Below are 17,237 nucleotides of genomic sequence, written 5' to 3' on the forward strand. Positions count from 1 at the left end.
CACAGATGTCACTGTTCAAACAATTGCTGCTTGCCATCTGCCTGTTCCTGGTGGTCGCCTTCAGCGGCAGCTTCATGGTCAGCCTGGAGAGTTCGCGCAGCCAGTACGTCAACCAGTTGCGCTCTCACGCCCAGGATGCCGCTACGGCCCTGGCGTTGTCGCTGACACCGAATATTGATGACCCGGCAATGGTCGAGCTGATGGTCAGCTCGATCTTCGACAGTGGTTACTATTCGAGCATCAAGGTCATCGACACGGGCTCCAACGCCCTGCTGGTGGAACGCCATGCCGAGCCTGATGCCAATGGTGTGCCGGCCTGGTTCATCCGCCTGATCGGCCTGGAGGCGGCCGGTGGCGATGCCATCGTCAGCCGCGGCTGGCAACAGGCGGCACGGGTCGAGGTGGTCAGCCATCCGATGTTCGCCCTGGCCAAGCTCTGGCAGAGTGCACTGGGCAGCCTCGGCTGGCTGCTGCTGTGCGGCGCGTTGAGTGCGGTGCTTGGTGCATTGTTGCTGCGTCGCCAGCTCAAGCCGCTGGATTACATGGTGGCGCAGTCCCACGCCATTGCCCGGCGTGAGTTCCTCAGCCTGCCAGACCTGCCACGCACCCCGGAGTTGCGCCGGGTAGTACAGGCCATGAACCAGATGGTCGAGAAGCTCAAGGCGCTGTTCCAGGAGCAGGCCGAACGCAGCGAGAAGCTGCGGGTCGAGTCGTACCAGGACAGCCTCACCGGCCTTGCCAACCGCCGCTATTTCGAAATGCAGCTCAACGCCTTGGTCAGCAACCTCGAAGAAGCGCGCCCGGGTTACCTGCTGTTGCTGCGGGTCAAGGACCTGGCCGGGCTCAACCAGCGTCTGGGTGGTCAGCGCACCGACCAGTTGCTGCAAGCAGTCGGCCAGCAGTTGCAACGTACCTGCGCCAACTACCCGGAAACCAACAACCTGATCACCCGCAGCCGCGGCGGCGAGTTCGCCGTGCTGGCGCCGGGGTTGGTGCATGAAGAGGCGACCCAGTTGGCCCAGGCCCTGGAAGTGACCTTGCAGAGCCTGGCCGACACCGGCGCCAGCGATGTGACCCCGGTCGCTTGCATCGGCATGGCCCCTTACAGTCCGGGCGATGACCCGCAGGCCTTGCTCAAGCTGGCCGACGAAGCCCTGGCCCGCGCCGAGAGCCAGCTGGAGCCGGGCTGGGTGTGCCTGGAGCAGGGCACCGCGCCGCAAGCCGGCGATACTCACCATGCCTGGCACACGCTGCTTGATGAGGCGTTGCAGCAGGGTCGCTTCCAGTTGTTCTTCCAGCCGGTGGTGGCCTGCGATGCGCCGGAGCGTGTGCTGCATTACAAAGTGATCTCGCGGGTGCTCGATGCCCAGGGCCAGGCCGTTGCCGCCGGGCGCTTCCTGCCGTGGCTGGAGCGTTTTGGCTGGTCGGCGCGGCTCGATGTGCTGATGCTTGAACAGGTGCTCAAGCATATGCACAACCACAATGAAGCGCTGGCCCTGAACGTGTCGGCGGCGACCCTGGCCGACCCCAAGGCGTTACAGCGAGTCTATGAGCTGCTTGGCCAGAACGCTGTGCTGGGCCCGCGCCTGACCCTTGAGATCGGCGAAGAGCAACTGCCTGAACAAGCGGTGCTCGAACAGCTCACCCGCCGTCTGCGGGCCTTGGGCTTTAGCCTCAGCCTGCAGCGTTTTGGCGGGCGTTTCAGCATGATCGGCAACCTGGCGCACCTGGGCCTGGCTTACCTGAAAATCGACGGCAGCTACATCCGCGCCATCGACCATGAACGGCACAAGCGCCTGTTCATCGAAGCGATCCAGCGCGCAGCGCACAGCATCGACTTGCCGCTGATTGCCGAGCGGGTCGAAACCGAGGGTGAGCTCAAGGTATTGCGCGAGATGGGCATTCAAGGGGTTCAGGGACGACTGATCGGCGAGCCGGCACCCTGGCGTTGAGGCAAGCGGCTGCAGGCCGGCAACGGGCCTGCAGCACTCAGATCAGGCCGCCGTTTTCTTCACTGTCATCGATCAGGTTGGTCAACCCGCCCAGCACCTGGCGAGCATTGGAGCGGCTGAGCAATTTGGCCTGCGCGCCGGGCGGCAGGTCGGTAATGCTGATCACGCCTTTGGTGGTCAGCACTTCGATCAAATCCTCGAGCACCCGGATCATGTCCAGGTCACTCTGTTTGAGTTGTTTGAGGCTGTTCTCGACCACATCGTCGGCGAACCACTCCTGGATCTCGGCATGGTCGGCCGGGAGGATTTCCGTGTATTCGGCGTAGGGTGCGGCCTCTACCCGGACCAGTTGGCCCTGTGCATCGCGTTGCACGTAGAACATGGGGTATCCCTCTGAATGTCAGTCCGTATCCGCAGTCAGCAGCATAGGCCAAGCTGGTCGGGCGTGTAGCCCGGCGAGCGAGTATGCGCTGTGAATACGGTGCAGGCAAAGTCCGAAGCGCCGCGCCAGCCCCGGGGGGGCTGGCGCAGGCCGTGGATTAGCTGTTGGAGTGGTCGATCTTGATGGTCGGGTCGGCACCGGTAACCAGCGAGTTGATCGTGGTATTGGCCCAATTGACCCCTTCCAGCTTGATCGTCACATCGGCATTGGCCAGGCCGCCGGAGGCATTGAGCTTGCCTTCGGAGCTGACCTGCAGGGTCGACTCGCCGTTGACCGTGGTGATCTTCAGGTAGTTGTCGATGGTGCTGGCCTTCTCGCCCTGGAGCAGGTCGCTCAGGTCCAGACGGTCGCCTTCGGCAGCCTTGAAGTCCTTGATCACGTCCTTGCCGGTGTCGCCGGCCTTCCACACGAAGGTGTCGGCCCCGCTACCGCCGGTCATGATGTCGTCGCCCTTGCCGCCGATCAGGATGTCGTTGCCTTCACCGCCCAGCAGGGTGTCGTTGCCGGTACCGCCAAGGAGGATGTCATTACCCTTGCCGCCATCGAGGTAGTCGTTGCCACCCTGGCCGAAGAGAATGTCATTGCCGTCGCCACCGATGAGGATGTCGGCGCCATCGTTGCTGCGCGACACATCGAACTCGCTGACGTGCTCGGTGATGTACTGATGCAGCACGCGGCCATCGACGTCACCCAGGTTGACCCCCAGCTTGCCGGCCACGTAGGCCTGTATGGCTTCGACACCGTTGCCGGCGATCGAGTCGAAGCTGACCAGGTCGCCGAACAGGATGTCGTGGCCATCGCCGCCGCTGACCGTGTCGTTGCCCGGCTTGGTGGCCTCGGTATGACCAAGGATCGCTTCGGCCAGTTGGCTTGGGTCGATGTTGGTCTGCGGTTTACTGTCGCTGTCGAACGGCTTGAGATCGTTGACGTTAACGCCACTGTTCAGGCCGATGGCTTCGACGCTGGAGAGGCCGCTGAGGATCTTGAAGCTGTCCAGCGAGTTGTTCCAGGTGTCGTTGCTGGTGCCATTGCCCCAACCGGAACGGCTGGACAGCTCGTAGGTGCCATCGCCCTGAGCGCGGATGGTGCCGGAGGTCGAGGTGTACCAGTTGCCGTAGTACTTGTACTGGGCATTGAGGTTACCGTCGGCATCGATACTGACCCGGTTATTGCTGTCCAGCTGGTAGCGGTTCAGCGTATCGCCTGGCTTGTAGTTGATCGACTGGAGGAAGCTGTCCAGGGTCCAGCCGGAGCTGGCCAGCTGCGGGTTGCCTTGCTCGTTGGCCTGGTGGAAAGTCGGCTGGCCATCGGTAATGAAGAACGTCTGGTTGCTACCGGTGTTGCCGGCATTTTTGAGGTTCTGGAACCAGTTTGCCGTCGTCTTGAAGGCGTCCTCGTAGTTGGTACCGCCCTCGGAATACATGGCCTTGAGCGCATCCTTCAGCGCTTGCAGCGAGCCCGCATCGGACAGGTTGACCGAAACCGACTTGTTGACCTGGCTGGAGAAGTCCACCAGCAGGATGTTCACGGTACCCGACTGTGCACCCTTCACACTGTTGGCCAGGGTATCGAACACCGACTGCAGGGACTTCTGCGCAGCGTCCACACCGGCGGCTTTCATACTGCCGGAGGTATCGACGATGAACGCCAGGTTGTAGTCCTGTCCCGGTACCACGTGCAGGCCGTTGACATCGGCGACGACGATGTCGTTGCTGGTGCCCAGGGTATGGTTGTCGCTCTCCGCCGTGAGGTTGGTGGTGACGTAGGTATCCGGGTAAACGGTGACCTTGATCGTGCCCTGGCTGAAGTCAGTGCTGCCGTTGGCCTTCTCGGTGGCCGTCGAGGTGACGGTCACGTCGAACTGACCCTGGTAATAGGCCGGCGGCTTGATGCTCAAGCCGTTGAGGTTCCAGCCGGTGACATCGACTGCGTCCTTGCCGACGGTGACGGTGTGGCCGGCGCCATCGCTCAGTACCGAGCCTGCCGGAATGCCGCCCAGCTTGACGCTGAGGGTTTCCGAACCATCGGTGTCGGTGAGGTTGGTGGAGATACCGACCAGCTTGACGGTGCCGTTCTCGGCGCCTTCGTTGAGCTTGTAGCCCTGGTAGTAGCCTTCGCCATTGGCGCCGTGCAACTCGCCGACGGTGACGCCGGCGTTGGTCAGCTCGTTCACGCCCGGGTACATCGGGATATTGGCGTTGCTCAGGTCGACCGGGGTGCTGCCGTTGACCGACAGGTTGACGTCATAGCTGCCAGGGCCGCTCTGGTTGGCGTGGTAGATGTCCAGGGTGTAGTAGCCGCTGATGGTCGGCTTGAACGAACCGTTGATCGCACCGCCGGCGCCCCAGGTGGCCTGGGCCACGTTCTTGCCGCCGATGGTGATCAGCAGGCTGTCATCGCCGACACCGCTGAAGCTGTAGGTCTTGCCCGCTTCCAGGTAGATCAGGCCGGAGGTCTTCGAGCCGGAACCGCCAACGACGCTGGCGTCGGACTGGGCGTTGGTCACCAGCGAGCTGCTGTTGGCCTTGCCCGAGTTGTCGAACACGGTCTTCAGCGCGTCGCCGGTGATGCCGTTGCCATTGGTGCCCAGGCCGCTGAGGCTGTTCCAGGTTTCCTTGACCAGGCCGATCGAGTTGACGTTGTTGCTGCCAATGTTCAGGTCAGGCTTGTCGGCCACCGGGGTGATATCGACCTTGATGGTGGCCTCGTTGCCCAGGCCCTGGCCGTCAGTCGGCTTGAACTTGATCTGCGCGTAGTCGGCTTCTTTGTTGCCGACGCCGGTGCCGCCGTTGGCATCGATGCCCGACTCGTTGTGATCCGGCACGAATTTCAGCTTGCCAGCGTCGATGTCGGCCTTGCTGAAGACTTTGCCGGCGTCAGCGTCGGTCAGGGTTTTCCAGACGTTGCCATCCTTGTACTGCAGCACGCCATCGGCGGGCAGTTTGGTGATGGTCAGACCCAGGTTAGCCGCAGGGGTATCGGCATCGGTGATGCCGAAGTTGGCCCAGCTCAGCACCAGGTCGGTATCTTCGGTACCGGTCACGGCACCGCCAGCGGCAACAGGTGCCTCGTTGCTGACGATGGTGGTGGTGACACTGCCAGCGCTGCCGCTGACCACCAGGTTCTCGAAGTTGCCGCCGGTGGCCGAGTCGATCTTCACGGTGAAGTTCTCGGCGCTCTCGGCAATGCCGTCGCGGATGATCGGCACGCTGAAGGTGCCAACGTTGCTGCCCGCCTTGATTACCACGGTGGCCACACCGGTGTAGTCCGCACCATTGGTGGCGGTACCGCTGTAGGTCAGCTTGATGACCACATCGGTTTGCGCCTTGTTGGTCAGGGTCAGGGTGTAGTTGGCCGAATCACCTTCGGTCACCGAGGTGGTGCCGCTGATGCTGACGGTGGTGGTGTCGATGGTGTCGGTCACCTGGGTGACGGCTGGCTGTTTGCTGATTGCCAGGTCTTCGAAGTTGCCACCGGTGGCGCCGGTAATGGTCGCGTTGACGCTGCCGGCATCGATGTACACGTCGTCCGCTGGCGCAGGCACGCTGACCGTACCGGTGGTCTTGCCAGCGTCGATGATGATGCTGGCACCGTTGCTCAGGGTCACGGTGACCGGGGTCTGCGCCTTGTTGCTCAAGGTGGCGGTGTAGGTGATGTTGCCACCTTCAGCGACCGACGGCGTAGCGCTCAGGGTCAGGTTGGTGGTGTCGATGGTATCGGTGACGCTGGTCACGGCAGACGAACCGTCGATCTTCAGCTCTTCGAAGTCACCACCGGTGCTGCCAGTGATTTTCGCGCTGACGTTACCGGCATCGATGTACACGTCATCGCCAGGCGCGGCGATGGTCACCTTGCCTTCGGTCTGGCCTGCAGCGATGGTGATGGTCTCACCGTTGCTCAGGGTGACCTTCATCTCGGTACCGGCCGGATTGCTCAGCTTGGCCACGTAAGTGATCGAGCCGCCTTCGGCCACGGTCGGGGTCGCGGTCAGGGTCAGGCTGGTGGAGTCCTTGGTGCCCGGGCCGTCGGTGACGCTGACGGTGGTGTTGCCGGTGCTGACCAGTTTCTCGTAGTTGCCGCCGCTGGTACCGGTGATGCTGTTGGTCAGGTCCGGGTTGGTGGTGTGCACGTTGTTCGGTGCAACGTAATCTACCGTGCTAGTGGTCTGGCCGACAACGATGGTGATTTGCTGACCGTTGGCCAGGTTGATTACCAGGTCGGAACCGGTAACCGGCGCGGAGACCTTGGCGGTGTAAGTCACTACGCCGCCTTCGACAACACTGTTGGTGCTGGCGGTCAGGGTAACCGTCGAAGTGTCGATGGTGTCCTTGACGTCGGTGATCGCTGGGGTGTTATCCACAGCCAGCTTCTCGAAGTCACCGCCGGTGGTGCCAGTGACGGTCACGCTCAGCTGGCCAGCATCGATGTAAACGTCGTCGCTTGGTGCATCGATGGTGATCTTGCCTTCGGTCTGGCCTTTGGCAATGGTGATCACTTCACCGTTGCTCAGGGTCACTTTCATCTCGGTGCCGGCCGGATTGGTCAGCGTCGCGGTGTAAGTGATCGAGCCGCCTTCATTGACGGTTGGAGTCGCGGTCAGCTTGAGGCCGGTGGTGTCGTCGGTACCTGGGCCGTCGGTGACGGTAGTCACTGGGTTGCCAGCGGTATCCAGCTTCTCGTAGTTGCCACCGGTGGTGCCGGTGATGCTGTTGGTCAGGTCTGGGTTGGTGGTGTGCACGTTGTTCGGTGCAACGAAGTCCACGGTGCCGGAGCTGGAACCTACAGGGATGGTGATTTGCTGACCGTTTGCCAGGTTGATCACCAACGCGGAACCAGTCACCGGCGCGGTGACGGAAGCGGTGTAAGTCACCACACCACCCTCAGTCACGCTTGGAGTAGCGGTCAGGGTGACGGTCGAGGTGTCGATGGTGTCAGTCACTTCGGTGACGGCTGGGGTGTTATCCACAGCCAGCTTCTCGAAGTCGCCACCAGTGGTGCCGGTCACGGTGACGCTGACTTCGCCAGCATCGATGTACACATCGTCTTCCGGAGCCGGAACAGTGATGCTGCCTTCGGTCTGACCCGCAGCGATGGTGATGACTTCACCGTTGCTCAGGGTCACCTTCATCTCGGTGCCAGCCGGATTGGTCAGGGTGGCGGTGTAGATGATGTCGCCGCCTTCGGCGACCGAACCAGTGGCGGTCAGTTTCAGGCCGGTAGTGTCGTCGGTACCTGGGCCGTCGGTGACGGTGGTCACTGGGTTACCCGCAGTGTCCAGCTTCTCGTAGTTGCCACCGGTGGTGCCGGTGATGCTGTTGGTCAGATCCGGATTGGTGGTGTGGACGTTGTTCGGTGCAACGAAGTCCACGGTGCCGGAGCTCGAACCGACTGGGATGGTGATCTGTTGGCCGTTAGCCAGAGTCACCACGAGCGCAGAACCGGTCACTGGCGCAGTAACCGAAGCGGTGTAGGTGACGACGCCACCTTCGGCCACGCTCGGGGTAGCGGTCAGGGTGACAGTCGAGGTATCGATGGTATCGGTGACTTCAGTCACGGCAGCAGTCGGGTCGACTTCGACTTTCTCGAAGTCGCCACCGGTGGTGCCAGCGATGGTCACGCTGACTTCACCGGCGTCGATGTACACATCGTCTTCCGGAGCCGGAACAGTGATGCTGCCTTCGGTCTGACCTGCAGCGATGGTGATCACTTCACCGTTGCTCAGGGTGACTTTCATCTCGGTGCCAGCTGGGTTGGTCAGCGTAGCGGTGTAGATGATGTCGCCGCCTTCAGCGACCGAACCGGTAGCCGTCAGTTTCAGGCCGGTGGTGTCATCGGTACCTGGGCCGTCGGTGACGGTAGTCACTGGGTTGCCCGCGGTATCCAGCTTCTCGTAGTTACCACCGGTGGTGCTGGTGATGCTGTTGGTCAGGTCCGGATTGGTGGTGTGTACATTGTTCGGTGCAACGAAGTCCACGGTGCCCGAGCTCGAACCGACGGGGATGGTGATCTGCTGACCGTTGGCCAGAGTAATGACCAGGTTCGAGCCGGTAACCGGAGCAGTCACCGAGGCGGTGTAAGTCACCACACCACCCTCAGTCACGCTTGGAGTAGCGGTCAGGGTGACAGTCGAAGTGTCGATGGTGTCAGTCACTTCGGTAACGGCTGGAGTGTTATCCACAGCCAGCTTCTCGAAGTCGCCACCAGTGGTGCCGGTGACAGTGACGCTGACTTCGCCCGCGTCGATGTACACATCGTCTTCCGGAGCCGGAACAGTGATGCTGCCTTCAGTCTGACCGGCAGCAATGGTGATGACTTCACCGTTGCTCAGGGTCACCTTCATCTCGGTGCCGGCTGGGTTGGTCAGGGTGGCGGTGTAGATGATGTCGCCGCCTTCGGCCACGGAGCCGGTAGCGGTCAGTTTCAGGCCGGTGGTGTCATCGGTACCTGGGCCGTCGGTGACGGTGGTCACTGGGTTGCCCGCGGTATCCAGCTTCTCGTAGTTACCACCGGTGGTACCGGTGATGCTGTTGGTCAGGTCCGGATTGGTGGTGTGCACGTTGTTCGGCGCAACGAAGTCCACAGTGCCGGAGCTCGAACCGACAGGGATGGTGATCTGTTGGCCGTTGGCCAGGTTGATCACCAACGCAGAACCAGTCACCGGCGCGGTGACGGAAGCGGTGTAAGTCACCACACCACCCTCAGTCACGCTTGGCGTCGCGGTCAGGGTGACAGTCGAAGTGTCGATGGTATCGGTCACTTCGGTGACGGCTGGCGTGTTATCCACAGCCAGCTTCTCGAAGTCGCCACCGGTGGTGCCGGTGACAGTGACGCTGACTTCGCCAGCATCGATGTACACATCGTCTTCCGGAGCCGGAACAGTGATGCTGCCTTCGGTCTGACCAGCAGCAATGGTGATGACTTCACCGTTGCTCAGGGTCACCTTCATCTCGGTGCCAGCTGGGTTGGTCAGGGTGGCGGTGTAGATGATGTCGCCGCCTTCAGCGACCGAACCGGTAGCCGTCAGCTTCAGACCGGTAGTGTCGTCGGTACCTGGGCCGTCGGTGACGGTAGTCACTGGGTTGCCAGCGGTATCCAGCTTCTCGTAGTTGCCGCCGGTGGTGCCGGTGATGCTGTTGGTCAGGTCCGGGTTGGTGGTGTGCACGTTGTTCGGTGCAACGAAGTCCACGGTGCCCGAGCTGGAACCGACCGGGATGGTGATCTGCTGACCGTTGGCCAGAGAAATAACCAGCGCAGAGCCAGTCACCGGCGCAGTAACCGAAGCGGTGTAGGTGACGACGCCGCCTTCGGTCACGCTTGGCGTCGCGGTCAGGGTGACAGTCGAAGTGTCGATGGTATCGGTGACTTCAGTCACTGCAGCCGCCGGGTCGACTTCGACTTTCTCGAAATCGCCACCGGTGGTGCCAGTGACAGTAACGCTGACTTCGCCAGCATCGATGTACACATCGTCTTCCGGAGCCGGAACAGTGATGCTGCCTTCGGTCTGACCCGCAGCGATGGTGATCACTTCACCGTTGCTCAGGGTCACCTTCATTTCGGTGCCGGCTGGGTTGGTCAGGGTGGCGGTGTAGATGATGTCGCCGCCTTCGGCGACCGAACCAGTGGCGGTCAGCTTCAGACCGGTAGTGTCGTCAGTACCTGGGCCGTCGGTGACGGTGGTCACTGGGTTACCCGCAGTGTCCAGCTTCTCGTAGTTGCCGCCGGTGGTACCGGTGATGCTGTTGGTCAGGTCCGGGTTGGTGGTGTGGACGTTGTTTGGTGCAACGAAGTCCACGGTGCCGGAGCTCGAACCGACTGGGATGGTGATCTGTTGGCCGTTAGCCAGAGTCACCACGAGCGCAGAACCGGTCACTGGCGCAGTAACCGAAGCGGTGTAGGTGACGACGCCACCTTCGGCCACGCTCGGGGTAGCGGTCAGGGTGACAGTCGAGGTGTCGATGGTATCGGTGACTTCAGTCACGGCAGCAGTCGGGTCGACTTCGACTTTCTCGAAGTCGCCACCGGTGGTGCCAGCGATGGTCACGCTGACTTCACCGGCGTCGATGTACACATCGTCTTCCGGAGCCGGAACAGTGATGCTGCCTTCGGTCTGACCCGCAGCGATGGTGATGACTTCACCGTTGCTCAGGGTCACCTTCATCTCGGTGCCAGCCGGATTGGTCAGGGTGGCGGTGTAGATGATGTCGCCGCCTTCGGCCACAGAGCCAGTAGCGGTTAATTTCAGACCGGTAGTGTCGTCGGTACCTGGACCGTCGGTGACGGTGGTCACTGGGTTGCCAGCGGTATCCAGCTTCTCGTAGTTGCCACCGGTGGTGCCGGTGATGCTGTTGGTCAGGTCTGGGTTGGTGGTGTGCACGTTGTTCGGCGCAACGAAGTCCACAGTGCCGGAGCTCGAACCGACAGGGATGGTGATCTGTTGGCCGTTGGCCAGGTTGATCACCAACGCCGAACCAGTCACCGGCGCGGTGACGGAGGCGGTGTAAGTCACCACGCCACCTTCGGTCACGCTTGGCGTCGCAGTCAGGGTGACGGTCGAAGTGTCGATGGTGTCAGTCACTTCGGTGACGGCTGGGGTGTTATCCACAGCCAGCTTCTCGAAGTCGCCACCGGTAGTTCCGGTCACCGTGACGCTGACTTCGCCGGCATCGATGTACACATCGTCTTCCGGAGCCGGAACAGTGATGCTGCCTTCGGTCTGACCGGCAGCGATGGTGATCACTTCACCGTTGCTCAGGGTCACCTTCATCTCGGTGCCAGCCGGATTGGTCAGGGTGGCGGTGTAGATGATGTCGCCGCCTTCGGCCACGGAGCCGGTGGCGGTGAGTTTGAGGCCGGTGGTGTCGTCGGTACCTGGACCGTCGGTGACGGTGGTCACTGGGTTACCCGCGGTATCCAGCTTCTCGTAGTTACCACCGGTGGTACCGGTGATGCTGTTGGTCAGGTCTGGGTTGGTGGTGTGGACGTTGTTCGGCGCAACGAAGTCCACAGTGCCGGAGCTCGAACCGACAGGGATGGTGATCTGTTGGCCGTTAGCCAGAGTCACCACGAGCGCAGAACCGGTCACTGGCGCAGTCACCGAAGCGGTGTAGGTGACGACGCCGCCTTCGGTCACGCTTGGAGTAGCGGTCAGCGTAACGGTGCTGGTGTCGATGGTGTCAGTCACTTCAGTGACGGCTGGGGTGTTATCCACAGCCAGCTTCTCGAAGTCGCCACCAGTGGTGCCGGTCACCGTGACGCTGACTTCACCGGCGTCGATGTACACATCGTCTTCCGGAGCCGGAACAGTGATGCTGCCTTCGGTCTGACCCGCAGCGATGGTGATGACTTCACCGTTGCTCAGGGTGACCTTCATTTCGGTGCCAGCCGGATTGGTCAGGGTGGCGGTGTAGATGATGTCGCCGCCTTCAGCGACCGAACCGGTAGCCGTCAGCTTCAGACCGGTAGTGTCGTCGGTACCTGGGCCGTCGGTGACGGTGGTCACTGGGTTACCCGCAGTGTCCAGCTTCTCGTAGTTGCCACCGGTGGTGCCGGTGATGCTGTTGGTCAGGTCCGGGTTGGTGGTGTGTACGTTGTTAGGTGCAACGAAGTCCACGGTGCCCGAGCTGGAACCTACAGGGATAGTGATCTGTTGGCCGTTAGCCAGAGTCACCACGAGCGCAGAACCGGTTACTGGCGCAGTCACCGAGGCGGTGTAGGTAACCACACCACCCTCAGTCACGCTTGGAGTAGCGGTCAGGGTGACGGTCGAGGTGTCGATGGTGTCAGTCACTTCGGTGACGGCTGGGGTGTTATCCACAGCCAGCTTCTCGAAGTCGCCACCGGTGGTGCCGGTGACAGTGACGCTGACTTCGCCCGCGTCGATGTACACATCGTCTTCCGGAGCCGGAACAGTGATGCTGCCTTCGGTCTGACCTGCAGCGATGGTGATGACTTCACCGTTGCTCAGGGTGACTTTCATCTCGGTGCCAGCTGGGTTGGTCAGGGTGGCGGTGTAGATGATGTCGCCGCCTTCGGCCACGGAGCCGGTAGCGGTCAATTTCAGACCGGTAGTGTCGTCGGTACCTGGGCCGTCGGTGACGGTGGTCACTGGGTTACCCGCAGTGTCCAGCTTCTCGTAGTTGCCACCGGTGGTGCCGGTGATGCTGTTGGTCAGGTCCGGGTTGGTGGTGTGTACGTTGTTAGGTGCAACGAAGTCCACGGTGCCCGAGCTGGAACCTACAGGGATAGTGATCTGTTGGCCGTTAGCCAGAGTCACCACGAGCGCAGAACCGGTTACTGGCGCAGTCACCGAGGCGGTGTAGGTAACCACACCACCCTCAGTCACGCTTGGAGTAGCGGTCAGGGTGACGGTCGAGGTGTCGATGGTGTCAGTCACTTCGGTGACGGCTGGGGTGTTATCCACAGCCAGCTTCTCGAAGTCGCCACCGGTGGTGCCGGTGACAGTGACGCTGACTTCGCCCGCATCGATGTACACATCGTCTTCCGGAGCCGGAACAGTGATGCTGCCTTCGGTCTGACCCGCAGCGATGGTGATGACTTCACCGTTGCTCAGGGTGACCTTCATCTCGGTGCCAGCTGGGTTGGTCAGGGTGGCGGTGTAGATGATGTCGCCGCCTTCGGCGACCGAACCAGTGGCGGTCAGTTTCAGGCCGGTGGTGTCGTCGGTACCTGGGCCGTCGGTGACGGTGGTCACTGGGTTGCCCGCGGTATCCAGCTTCTCGTAGTTGCCACCGGTGGTACCGGTGATGCTGTTAGTCAGGTCCGGGTTGGTGGTGTGGACGTTGTTGGGTGCAACGAAGTCCACAGTGCCGGAGCTCGAACCGACAGGGATGGTGATCTGTTGGCCGTTGGCCAGGTTGATCACCAACGCGGAACCGGTCACTGGCGCAGTAACCGAAGCGGTGTAGGTGACGACGCCACCTTCGGTCACGCTCGGGGTAGCGGTCAGGGTGACAGTCGAAGTGTCGATGGTGTCAGTCACTTCGGTAACGGCTGGAGTGTTATCCACAGCCAGCTTCTCGAAGTCGCCACCAGTGGTGCCGGTGACAGTGACGCTGACTTCGCCCGCGTCGATGTACACATCGTCTTCCGGAGCCGGAACAGTGATGCTGCCTTCGGTCTGACCTGCAGCGATGGTGATGACTTCACCGTTGCTCAGGGTGACTTTCATCTCGGTGCCAGCTGGGTTGGTCAGCGTAGCGGTGTAGATGATGTCGCCGCCTTCGGCCACGGAGCCGGTAGCGGTGAGTTTGAGGCCGGTAGTGTCATCGGTACCTGGACCGTCGGTGACGGTGGTCACCGGGTTACCAGCGGTATCCAGCTTCTCGTAGTTGCCACCGGTGGTGCTGGTGATGCTGTTGGTCAGGTCCGGGTTGGTGGTATGCACGTTGTTGGGTGCAACGAAGTCCACGGTACCCGAGCTCGAACCAACTGGGATGGTGATTTGCTGACCGTTGGCCAGGTTGATCACCAACGCGGAACCGGTCACTGGCGCAGTAACCGAAGCGGTGTAGGTGACGACGCCGCCTTCGGTCACGCTTGGGGTAGCGGTCAGGGTGACAGTCGAGGTATCGATGGTATCGGTGACTTCAGTCACGGCAGCAGTCGGGTCGACTTCGACTTTCTCGAAATCACCACCGGTGGTGCCAGCGATGGTCACACTGATTTCGCCGGCATCGATGTATACATCGTCTTCCGGAGCCGGAACAGTGATGCTGCCTTCAGTCTGACCTGCAGCGATGGTGATGACTTCACCGTTGCTCAGGGTGACCTTCATCTCGGTGCCAGCCGGATTGGTCAGGGTGGCGGTGTAGATGATGTCGCCGCCTTCAGCGACCGAACCGGTAGCCGTCAGTTTCAGGCCGGTGGTGTCATCGGTACCTGGGCCGTCGGTGACGGTAGTCACTGGGTTGCCCGCGGTATCCAGCTTCTCGTAGTTACCACCGGTGGTGCTGGTGATGCTGTTGGTCAGGTCCGGGTTGGTGGTGTGCACGTTGTTCGGTGCAACGAAGTCCACGGTGCCCGAGCTCGAACCGACTGGGATGGTGATCTGCTGACCGTTGGCCAGAGTAATGACCAGGTTCGAGCCGGTAACCGGAGCAGTCACCGAGGCGGTGTAGGTAACCACACCACCCTCAGTCACGCTTGGAGTAGCGGTCAGGGTGACAGTCGAAGTGTCGATGGTATCGGTGACTTCAGTCACTGCAGCCGCCGGGTCGACTTCGACTTTCTCGAAATCGCCACCGGTGGTGCCAGCGATGGTCACGCTGACTTCACCGGCGTCGATGTACACATCGTCTTCCGGTGCCGGAACAGTGATGCTGCCTTCAGTCTGACCCGCAGCGATGGTGATCACTTCACCGTTGCTCAGGGTCACCTTCATCTCGGTGCCAGCCGGATTGGTCAGGGTGGCGGTGTAGATGATGTCGCCGCCTTCAGCGACCGAACCAGTAGCGGTCAACTTCAGACCGGTAGTGTCGTCAGTACCTGGACCGTCGGTGACGGTGGTCACTGGGTTACCCGCAGTTTCCAGCTTCTCGTAGTTACCACCGGTGGTGCCGGTGATGCTGTTGGTCAGGTCCGGATTGGTGGTGTGCACGTTGTTCGGCGCAACGAACTCAACCGAGCCAGTGCTCTGGCCGACCGGAATAGTGATCTGCTGACCATTGGCCAGGTTGATCACCAACGCAGAACCGGTAACCGGCGCAGTCACCGAAGCGGTGTAGGTGACGACGCCACCTTCGGCAACGCTGCTGTTCGCAGTCAAGGTGACAGTCGAAGTATCGATGGTGTCCGTCACTTGAGTAACGGCCGGAGTGCCATCTACTGCAACTTTCTCGAAATCACCGCCCGTAGTGCCAGTGACGGTCACGCTCACTTCACCGGCATCGATGTAGACGTCATCGGCAGGCGCTGCGACGGTAATGCTGCCTTCGGTTTGGCCCGCGGCGATGGTGATCACTTCACCATTGCTCAGGGTGACTTTCATTTCGGTACCGGCCGGGTTGGTCAGCGTTGCGGTATAAACAATCGAACCGCCTTCTGCGACCGAACCAGTGGCCGTCAGTTTCAGACCGGTAGTGTCATCGGTACCTGGACCGTCGGTGACGGTGGTCACTGGGTTACCCGCAGTGTCCAGCTTCTCGTAATTGCCGCCGGAAGTGCCGGTGATGCTGTTGGTCAGGTCCGGGTTGGTGGTGTGCACGTTGTTCGGCGCAACGAACTCGACCGAGCCAGTGCTCTGGCCGACCGGAATAGTGATCTGCTGACCATTGGCCAGGGTAATAACCAGCGCAGAACCGGTGACTGGCGCAGTGACCGAAGCGGTGTAGGTCACCACACCACCTTCGGCAACGCTGCTATTGGCCGTCAGGGTGACGGTCGACGTATCGATGGTGTCAGTAACTTCAGTCACTGCCGGCTGATTGCTGACCACCAGGTTCTCGAAGTTGCCGCCATCGACTTTGTCGATGCTCACGCTGACGTTGCCGGCATCGACATACACGTCATCGCTTGGCGCAGGCACGGTGACGCTGCCTTCGGTCTGGCCTGCGGCAATGGTGATCACTGCGCCGTTGCTCAGGGTCACGGTCACTGGTGTGCCGGCCGGGTTGGTCAGGGTCGCGGTGTAGATGATCGAGCCGCCTTCGGCCACGGTACCGGTGGCGTTCAGGCTCAGGCCGGTGTCATCGATCGAGTCGGTAATGGTGGTGACCGCCGGGTTCGGGTTCGGTACCAGGTTCTCGAAGTTGCCGCCCGTGGCGCCAGCGATGGTGGTGCTGACGCTGCTGCCGTTGTTGTAGACGTCGTTCGCTGGCGTCTGCACGTCAACGGTACCGGTGCTCTGGCCGGCGCCGATGGTGATAGTGCTGCCGTTGGACAGGGTGACGGTCACCGGCGTCTGCGCCGGATTGGTCAGGGTAGCGGTGTAGGTGATCACGCCGCCTTCGGTGACACTCGGGTTGGCGGTCAGGGTGACTGTGGTGGTGTCGATGGTGTCGGTGATCTGGGTCACCGCCGGGGTGGTGTCCGGGGTGACGATCAGGCCCGCGCCGCCGGTGGTGCCGGTGATGGTCGTGGAGATCTCACTGCTGTCCAGGTACACGGTATCGTTCGGCGGGATGGTCACGCTGACGCTGCCGGTGGTCTGCCCGGCGTTGATGACGATGACCTGGCCATTGGACAGGGTCACGGTCAGGTCGGTCAGCGGTGGCTGGCCCAGGGTGGCGGTGTAGATGATCACGCCACCGGCCTCGGTGATCGACGGCGTGGCGCTCAGGGTCAGGCCGGACTCGCGGGTAGGCGTGGTGGTTGCCGGGTTGTTGGCATCGTCCAGGCCGCCCAGCTCCTGGGTGGCGGCGCCGGTGGCAAAGCCGATAGGGCCGGTCGGGAAGCCAATGGTCGGGTCGACCGAGCCTGCGGTGGCATCGAGCATGACGAAGCTGTGGCCACCACCGGCCGCGCCGCCGCTACCTGCGGCAGTCGGGCCGGCTGCGGTGGCTTCAAGTTCGGTAGTCGGGTCAGCACCGGCGGCGATGGCCTGTTGCAGCTCTTCGACCGAAGGCGCTGCCTGAGCGGTGGCAGCCGCCAGGTCAGTGCTGCTGTCCGGGGTGTCGGCACTCCACTGAGTATCACGGCCCAGGTCCAGGCTGCGGCCATCGGCCAATTCCAGGGTGACGGCACCGGCCAGGCCGGTGAGTACCTGCTCGCCAGCGAACAGGCGGTCACCTTCGATGAGTACACGTTGAATCCCTTCTGGGGATACGGCGATTACTTGGCCAACAATGCTTTTGACGATGGCAACAACACTGCTCATTGGACTCTCC

3 protein-coding genes are annotated in these 17,237 nt (G+C 61.7%); 1 reads left to right on the forward strand and 2 read right to left on the reverse strand.

Annotated elements, in window-relative coordinates; all coding sequences use genetic code 11:
• The first annotated feature begins 5 nt into the window (after nt 1-5).
• Nucleotides 6-1,952 (forward strand): cyclic di-GMP receptor LapD, encoded by a 1,947-nt coding sequence (gene lapD, locus KHO53_RS11230; protein ID WP_010220449.1) that lies wholly within the window; start codon nt 6-8, stop codon nt 1,950-1,952.
• Between the two features lie 37 nt (nt 1,953-1,989).
• On the opposite strand, the gene KHO53_RS11235 is transcribed toward lapD, so the two are convergent.
• Nucleotides 1,990-2,334: a hypothetical protein gene (locus KHO53_RS11235; protein WP_010220450.1), complete on the reverse strand. Its 345-nt coding sequence runs from the start codon at nt 2,332-2,334 to the stop codon at nt 1,990-1,992.
• A gap of 157 nt (nt 2,335-2,491) precedes the next feature.
• On the reverse strand, nt 2,492-17,227 hold the full coding sequence (locus KHO53_RS11240) for a retention module-containing protein (protein ID WP_213570300.1): 14,736 nt from the start codon (nt 17,225-17,227) through the stop codon (nt 2,492-2,494).
• Nucleotides 17,228-17,237: the final 10 nt, after the last annotated feature.

The organism is Pseudomonas sp. RC2C2 (genome assembly GCF_018390435.1).
Classification (GTDB): domain Bacteria; phylum Pseudomonadota; class Gammaproteobacteria; order Pseudomonadales; family Pseudomonadaceae; genus Aquipseudomonas; species Aquipseudomonas donghuensis.

What these genes read in the sequence shown, in the direction of transcription:
- lapD (WP_010220449.1), top strand. Translation starts at nt 6, where the DNA reads ATGTCACTGTTCAAACAATTGCTGCTTGCCATCTGCCTGTTCCTGGTG.
- KHO53_RS11235 (WP_010220450.1), bottom strand. Translation starts at nt 2,334, where the DNA reads ATGTTCTACGTGCAACGCGATGCACAGGGCCAACTGGTCCGGGTAGAG.
- KHO53_RS11240 (WP_213570300.1), bottom strand. Translation starts at nt 17,227, where the DNA reads ATGAGCAGTGTTGTTGCCATCGTCAAAAGCATTGTTGGCCAAGTAATC.